This is a genomic window from Pseudescherichia vulneris, from assembly GCF_902164725.1.
GTDB lineage: Bacteria > Pseudomonadota > Gammaproteobacteria > Enterobacterales > Enterobacteriaceae > Pseudescherichia > Pseudescherichia vulneris.
On sequence record NZ_LR607338.1, the window covers coordinates 1,139,374 to 1,146,890 of the forward strand.

A 7,517-nucleotide genomic window follows, 5' to 3' on the forward strand; every position below is an offset into this window, starting at 1 on the left:
AAAGTAGCCCTGCCAGAGGCATAAGATGCAAAACTTTCATTTTCTTGACCAGCTCATTTTTGGTTACTTCAACCAGGATGCCGACATTATCAATGATGGTGAGGACACGATTGAAGGAATAGTAAGATTATTCAAGAAATCCTCTCCGGGCTGGATGCTAAAAGATCTCATAGAAGAGATAGATGATTTTATATCCGCCTATGGCGATGGTATCGAAGAGGAGTTCAGAAGAAGATACGATCTTGATTTTTCTCCCGAGTGTTGGGAAACCACTGCTTATCAATTCCTGATGACAGTTCGTCAGATCTGCTCGGAACAATAGATTTATATAAATAGCGATTGAACGAATATGGTTAACCGTTATCTGACATCCTTGTCAGAATAGCGAGACTTTACTTAGTAATGGCAGTTTGACGGAAAGTCTTTCTCGATAATTATCAAAAGTTAGATTAACTATCAACGGCCTACACGAGCCTGATGTGCGGCGGAGTAGCGATCGCCGACTATTTTAACCGTCTCAAGCACTTGGTTAATTTTCTGCAAATCGTTCTGAGAAAGAACAATCTCTGCTGCGTCCAGCACGGTCAGCTGAGCGACCAGTTTTTCATTAGCCGCCAGCGCCTCGGCAGCGAAACGCGGCACACTGCGACGGAAATCATCCTCGCCAAAGATCGTATTCGCTTTAATCGCCCCCATTAAGAACCCTTTGCCCAGCGGGCTGAACGGCACAAAGCTAATGCCTAACTCCTCTAGCAGCGGCAAAATCTCCTGCTCTGGCTCGCGCCACCACAGTGGTCCGCGCGCCCGCTTCGGGCAGGCCAAAGTGTTTAACCTTACCCTCGGCAATCAGGTCTTTTACCGTTCCGGCAACGTCTTCGATAGGCACGTCAGGATCAACACGATGCTATAACGTCAGTTTTAAGCCTGCGCAGCGAGCCCTCTACTGCCTCACGAATATGCTCCGGACGGCTGTTTAAAATCTGCTGCTTATTGTCATCACCAAAGGTAAAGCCAAACTTGGTGGCGATAACAACCCGATCGCGAAACGGTTTTAACGCTTCCCCAACTACCTCTTCGTTCACATACGGGCCGTAGCCGTGGCTCAGGCCCATACAGCCCAGACCCAGGGCCGACACTTCAAGCCCAGATTGACCAAGATAACGTTTTTGCATTACGTCGTACCTCTTCGGTTTTATGGTTAAACACTTGCTGACGGGATCGTACAAGAGAGATGTTTTTGGGCTAATTAGCTCAGGTCATTAATCCTGCGCCTGCTCCAGCGCTTTTTCGGCACGTGCGGCCGCCTCGGCATCGCCGTTGCTACGCAACTCCTGAGCAAGCTGACGCAGCTGTCCGGCACTTAGCCCCACCCGCAGGCTGGCTTTCACGTGGGCGAGCAGCTGAGACTCTACGCCCGGCATAGCGGCTAATGCGCCGACGGTCGCCAACTCGCGGCTCTGCCAGTCGAGATTGTCGCGGGCAAAGATATCGCCGAAGAGGTGGGTTTGCAGGAACTGATTGATGAGCGGAGCAAAATCAAACAGTGGGCCCTGCACCGGTGCGCCGGAGAGGGTGGTCTGGTTGGCTGTCCCTATGCGCCGAAGCTCATCGCCTACGGGAACGGGGGCGGCAGGCTCTCTCCCTTGCGCGTCGTTAATACCGCGTGCTTTACGTGCTTCAACCACCTTCATGAGCTCACCCAGCGCATTGAGGCTACGGGGAAACCCAGTATAGGCATACAGCTGAACGAGGATCTCTTTGGTCTCGTTTATCGTCAGGCCAGCATCCAGTCCATGGTTAAGGGCGGCGTTGAGCTTCTCCATATTGCCGACTGCCATAGACGCCGCAATGAAAGGAATAGCTTGCTGGCGGGCAGTAAGCATATCGGTAATGGTATTTTGCTGCTGCATGTCTGATACTCCTGAAACTAGCCATAGCTATTCGTCTGAACGTAATATCATCAGTAATATTATCGGATTCAGGGTATTTAAAAATGGCGTAAAAGAGCATGAGCTTATGAAGTGGACTCATGAGTCTTACCAGTTTCTTATGCCGCTTAGCGGCTTCGCCTTACCCGGCCTACCTCTCACCTACCCATAAAGTGTGACTCCGATCACACACCAAAACTCCCCCGGTACGACTTGCCAACTAAATTGAGTTAGATCACAAAAAATAGTGAAACAACGGTTCATCATGCCTCCGAAGTGTGAGCAAGATAACAAATACAAGTCCAGGGCCGGGCAGCAATAACGCGCCGACGTTCTATGTAACGCTGCGTTTCCTCTCTATCTCTATTCGATTCTTTGCCTGCTGCTTTGCAGCGGTCAGCCAGTCTATTGCATTAAAAAAGAGGTATGTATGCGCAAAATAGGTCATATGCGCTGGTTTATGGTTTCGCTGGTGACGCTCGGTACCGTTCTTTGCTATTTAACCAGAAACACCATTTCGGCAGCGGCACCCACGCTACAAAGCGATCTGCACATCACTACGCAGCAATACTCCTGGATTATTGCTACCTTCTCCGCCTGCTATACCATCGCTCAGCCAATCGCGGGGTATATCCTGGATTCGCTTGGCACCAAAATGGGCTATACAATTTTTGGTCTGCTGTGGGGCGTGTTCTGCATCGGCGCGTCGTTCTCTACCAGCTGGACGGGACTGGCGTTCTTCCGTGGCCTCGGCGGCTTTGCCGAAAGCGCAATGATCCCTGCCGGATTGAAAGCGGTGACCGAGTGGTTCCCGGATCGCGAGCGCTCCGTGGCGGTGGGCTACTTTAACGTCGGCTCCTCTATCGGCGCGGTGATTGCGCCTCCTCTGGTGGCCTGGGCGATCTTTATGCGCGACTGGCGACTGGCCTTTATCATCGTCGGCGTCTCCAGCGTGCTGTGGGCTGCGGGCTGGTACTTCACCTATAACCGCCCGGCAAAGGCCAAATCCCTCTCCAAAGAGGAGTATCTCTACATCACCGGCGGACAGCCGGAGAAGGAGCATGTGGAGAAGGTGCGCATTGGTCACCTGCTGAAACAGCGTAAGTTCTGGGGCATCGCGCTGCCGCGCTTTTTAGCCGAACCGGCGTGGGGGACCTTCAATGCCTGGATCCCGCTGTTTATGGTGCATACCTACGGCTTTAGCCTGAAAGATATCGCCATGTTTGCCTGGATCCCGATGCTGTTTGCCGACGTAGGCTGCATCGTGGGCGGCTATCTGCCGGGAATGTTCCAGAAAATGTTTGGGGTTAACATTATCGTCTCTCGTAAGCTGGTCGTTACCATGGGCGCAGCGCTGATGATCCTGCCCGGCATGGTAGGGCTGTTCGGCAGTCCGATGGTGGCGATTGGTCTGCTGTGCGTCGGCGGGTTTGCCCACCAGTCGCTCTCCGGGGCGCTGATCACCCTCTCTTCCGATATGTTTGATTCTAGCGAAGTGGCGACCGCCAACGGCTTCACCGGCATGGCGGCCTGGACGGCAAGCACCCTGTTTGCGCTGGTGGTAGGCGCACTGGCCGATACCGTCGGCTTTAGCCCGCTGTTTGCCGTGCTCTCCGGCTTCGACGTGGTCGGCGCAATCCTGCTGTGGATGCTGCTTAAAACCCCTGCTCAAACCCTGATCCCGCAAGAGACGTTCTAACGAAAAAATACGCCACCAGCAACCGCAGGTGGCGTTTTCAACAAATCCTCCCTTGCCTGGCGAACGCCCGCAACCGTGGCTACCTTTAAATAACTATAACGAAAGCGCATTCCTGTGGAAAAAGACGCTTTCACTTTGCTGCGGCGCGGTTTGCCGATGGCAATTGGCAAGGTTGAGGAAGCAAAATGAGCGAACCCCTGTGTACCCTGTTTTACGACGGGAGGCCGGTGACTGGCCCGTCGAACGTCCCGCTAATCGATTTTCTAACCGCGGGTGGCCTGAAGCTCCCCCATGTCTGCTACCACCCCTCCCTTGAACCCATGCAAACCTGCGATGTCTGCTGGGTAGAATACAATGGCGAACTAGTGCGCGGCTGCACGCTTAAAAGCGCGGAAGGCATGGAGATAGCCAGCCGCACGCCGCTTGCCGAGGCGGCGCAGCATGAAGGGATGGACCGCCTGCTGGCGAAGCATGAGCTCTACTGCACCGTCTGCGAGCACAACACCGGCGACTGCACGCTGCACAACACGATGGCGGATATGCATATCCCCATTCAGCGCTATGAATACCAGCGCAAACCCTACGTGAAAGACCACTCCAACCCGTTCTACACCTACGACCCCGATCAGTGCATTCTCTGCGGCCGCTGCGTGGAGGCATGTCAGAACGTAGAAGTGAATGAAACGTTAAGCATCGACTACACCATGGAACACCCGCGTGTGCTGTGGGACGGCGGTGAAACCATCGCTGGTTCGAGCTGCGTCAGCTGCGGCCACTGCGTCACCGTCTGCCCCTGTAACGCACTGCTTGAGAAAACGATGCAGCCGGACGCCGGGCCGTTTACCAGCATGAAACAGTCGCTTAAGCGTCCCATGATCGATCTGGTGAAGGCGGTAGAAAACACCACCGGCGCGGAAATCGTCACTGGTATTTCGGTGATGGATATGCACTGGCGTCAGCCAGAGATCAAACGCACCAAAACCGTCTGCACCTACTGCGGCGTCGGCTGCAGCTTTGAGATCTGGACCCGCGACCGCCACGTGCTGAAAGTGCAGCCGATGGCCGACGCGCCCGCCAACGGTATCTCTACCTGCGTGAAGGGCAAATTCGCCTGGGATTTTATTAACGATAAAGAGCGTCTTACCACGCCGCTTATTCGTGAAAATGGCCGCTTTCGCAAGGCGAGCTGGGACGAAGCGCTGGAGCTGGTGGCGCGCCGCCTGCTGCACATTCGCGACCAGCACGGCCCGCAGAGCATTGGCTTTATCGGCTCCAGCAAAGGCAGCAACGAAGAGGCCTATCTCACGCAGAAGATCGCCCGTCTGATTATCGGCACCAACAGCGTAGATAACTCCTCCCGCTACTGCCAGAACCCCGCGACTCAGGGTTTATTCCGCACTGTCGGCTACGGCGGTGACGCGGGCACAATCGAGGATCTGCAGAAGGCGGACCTGGTGATCATCGTCGGCAGTAACACCGCTGAAAACCACCCGGTTATTGCAGCAAAGCTGAAAGCAGCGAAAAAGCATCACGGACAGAAGCTGCTGGTCGTCGACCCACGCCGTCACGAGATGGCCGAGCGCGCCGACCTGCACCTGCGCGCCCGTTCCGGCACTGACATGGTATGGGCCTCGGCGATGGCCCGCTATATGTTTGATAACGGCTATGCTGACGAGGCGTTTCTGGCCGAGCGGGTCAACCAGGTGGAGGCGTATCGCCAGTCGCTGGCACCCTTCACGCTGGAGTTCGCGGCAGAAATCACGGGGCTTTCCGTTGAGGAACTCACTGCCGCCGCCGAGCTTATCGGCAAGGCAAGCGCCGTCTGCATTGTCTGGGCGATGGGCATCACCCAGCACAGCCACGGTGCGGATGCCAGCACCGCGCTCTCTAACCTGCTGCTGGTAACCGGCAACTATGGTCGTCCCGGCACTGGCGGCTACCCGATGCGCGGTCATAACAACGTGCAGGGGGCGAGCGACTTCGGTTGCCTGAAAGATTACTACCCCGGCTACGAGTCGGTAACCGATGAAAGCGTGCGCGAAAAGTGGGCACGCGCCTGGGGCATCGAGCCGGAGCGGCTGTCGCTGGAGGCGGGCTCGGATAACTTCGAGATGGTTGAGCATGCACGCACGAAACAAATTCGTGCCATGTATGTGATTGGCGAAGAGACGGCCTTTGCCGACGCCGACACCACTAACGTTCACGAGGGCTTTACCAACCTCGATTTTCTGGTAGTGCAGGATCTCTTCTTCAGCCGTACGGCGCAGTTCGCCGACGTGGTGCTGCCGGCCTGCCCAAGCGTGGAAAAAGAGGGCACCTACGTTAACACCGAGCGGCGTATTCAGCGCTTTTACGAGGCGCTGAAGCCTCTTGGAGATAGCCGACCGGACTGGCGCATTCTCACCGAACTTGCCGCCCGCATGGGACACGACTGGGGCTATACGCACCCGTCGCAGATTATGGCCGAAGCGGCGCGCATCGCCACCCTTTTCGCGGGCGTTAGCTATGAGCGGCTGGAGGGATGGAATTCGCAGCTCTGGCCGGTGAAGCCCGACGGCGAGAGCACACCGCTGCTGTATACCGGCGGTTTTAAATTCCCCGACAAGCGCGCCGTGCTTTATCCACTTGAGTGGCAGCCGCCGCAGGAAGAACCTGATGCACAGTACGACCTGACGCTCAACAACGGCCGCATGCTGGAGCATTTCCAGGCGACCAACCAGAGCGGACGCGGTGGGCGCACGACGTCACTGTCACCGGACTGGTTTGTGGAGATTAGCCCTGAGCTTGCCGCCGAGCGCGGCCTTGCAGAGGGGGACTGGGTGCAACTCACCTCACGGCGTGGCGCGCTGGAGGTGCCGGTGGTTGTCACCGATCGCGTGGCGGGCGGCACGCTGTTTATCTCTATCCACCAGGGCAAGCCAGGCATTAACCTGCTGACGGGCGAGCATCACGATCCGGACGTCAACACACCGGCCTATAAAGAGATCGCTATCCGGCTGGAGAAGCTTTCACGCGAGCCACACCCTTCTCCGCTGCCGCGACACAACTTCCGCTACGGCAACCGCACGCCGATACCGCACGTGCAGGTTGAGGAGAAATGGCAGCGCGACGACTATCGCCTACCGCCCGAACAGGCCCCGAATCCGGAGAAATTTTAATGGCTAAAGCGATTGATTATCAGGTGGAGCCGCCAGTCATCGGCCCCACCGCCGAGGAAGAGCTTCAGCGTCTGCTGCAGACGCTGCATGAGCATGGCGTGCTGCGCCTTGCCAACGACATGGTGGCCAGCAACAACGACTGGCTTAAGGTGATTGTCGACGGCCTGAGCCGTAAAGGCTCGCTGAACGTCATCCAGAATATCTCCGTGCTGCTGATGGCGCTCTCTACCATCCCGCCGGAGCGCATGTACAAACTCGCCTTCGGCCTGCGTGATTTTATGGCCGAACTGAGCCGAGAAGGCCATGAGGAACAGCAGCCGCAAAGCGCGGACGGCAGCGCGCCGGGCGCGCGCGGTGCCTGGAAAATGCTGCATGACGACGAGCTCTGGCACTCTCTCATGCCGCTGCTCAACGGCATGAAGGCTTTTTCGCGCCGTATGGAGGAGGAGGTAGACAAGCCCATCTCCTCGTTTAGCGGCAAACCCAGCGACGCTTAAGTTTCCGTGGAGGATGCATGTTAGGCCAGGAGACGGCTTTATGGCTGGCGCGCAGCCAGTTCGCCTTTACCATCGGCTTTCACATTGTGCTGGCGGCCTTCACCATCGGCCTCGCCCAGTGGCTGATGCTGCTGGAGGGGCTGTGGCTGTGGCGTAAACAACAGGTTTATCGCGATCTCTATAAGTACTGGAGCAAGGTATTCGCGCTGAACGTCGCGGTCGGCGTGGTGACCGG

6 protein-coding genes and 1 pseudogene are annotated in these 7,517 nt (G+C 56.5%); 5 read left to right on the plus strand and 2 right to left on the minus strand.

Annotated elements, in window-relative coordinates; genetic code table 11:
• Positions 1–25 precede the first annotated feature (25 nt).
• Positions 26–322, plus strand: a complete 297-nt coding sequence (locus FN633_RS04650) for a contact-dependent growth inhibition system immunity protein (protein ID WP_154056903.1) — start codon at positions 26–28, stop codon at positions 320–322.
• A gap of 134 nt (positions 323–456) precedes the next feature.
• Here FN633_RS04650 and FN633_RS04655 read toward each other — a convergent pair.
• Positions 457–1,172, minus strand: a pseudogene (locus FN633_RS04655) (aldo/keto reductase).
• 87 nt (positions 1,173–1,259) lie between these two features.
• Positions 1,260–1,910, minus strand: a complete 651-nt coding sequence (locus tag FN633_RS04660; protein ID WP_154056904.1) for a carboxymuconolactone decarboxylase family protein — start codon at positions 1,908–1,910, stop codon at positions 1,260–1,262.
• Positions 1,911–2,358: 448 nt separating this feature from the next.
• Here FN633_RS04660 and FN633_RS04665 point away from each other — a divergent pair, with 448 nt between their 5' ends.
• The 4 genes from FN633_RS04665 to FN633_RS04680 all read left to right on the plus strand — a co-directional run.
• Positions 2,359–3,627, plus strand: a complete 1,269-nt coding sequence (locus tag FN633_RS04665) for an MFS transporter (RefSeq protein WP_154056905.1) — start codon at positions 2,359–2,361, stop codon at positions 3,625–3,627.
• Positions 3,628–3,812: 185 nt separating this feature from the next.
• Positions 3,813–6,785: a formate dehydrogenase subunit alpha gene (gene fdhF / locus FN633_RS04670; RefSeq protein WP_154056906.1), complete on the plus strand. Its 2,973-nt coding sequence runs from the start codon at positions 3,813–3,815 to the stop codon at positions 6,783–6,785.
• Positions 6,785–7,282: a helical membrane plugin domain-containing protein gene (locus FN633_RS04675; RefSeq protein ID WP_154056907.1), complete on the plus strand. Its 498-nt coding sequence runs from the start codon at positions 6,785–6,787 to the stop codon at positions 7,280–7,282. Before fdhF ends, FN633_RS04675 begins: the two co-directional genes overlap by 1 nt.
• Before the next feature lie 17 nt (positions 7,283–7,299).
• On the plus strand, positions 7,300–7,517 hold a 218-nt coding region (locus tag FN633_RS04680; protein WP_154058831.1), incomplete at its 3' end, for a cytochrome ubiquinol oxidase subunit I.

What these genes read in the sequence shown, in the direction of transcription:
- FN633_RS04665 (WP_154056905.1), top strand. Translation starts at nt 2,359, where the DNA reads ATGCGCAAAATAGGTCATATGCGCTGGTTTATGGTTTCGCTGGTGACG.
- FN633_RS04675 (WP_154056907.1), top strand. Translation starts at nt 6,785, where the DNA reads ATGGCTAAAGCGATTGATTATCAGGTGGAGCCGCCAGTCATCGGCCCC.
- FN633_RS04660 (WP_154056904.1), bottom strand. Translation starts at nt 1,910, where the DNA reads ATGCAGCAGCAAAATACCATTACCGATATGCTTACTGCCCGCCAGCAA.
- fdhF (WP_154056906.1), top strand. Translation starts at nt 3,813, where the DNA reads ATGAGCGAACCCCTGTGTACCCTGTTTTACGACGGGAGGCCGGTGACT.
- FN633_RS04650 (WP_154056903.1), top strand. Translation starts at nt 26, where the DNA reads ATGCAAAACTTTCATTTTCTTGACCAGCTCATTTTTGGTTACTTCAAC.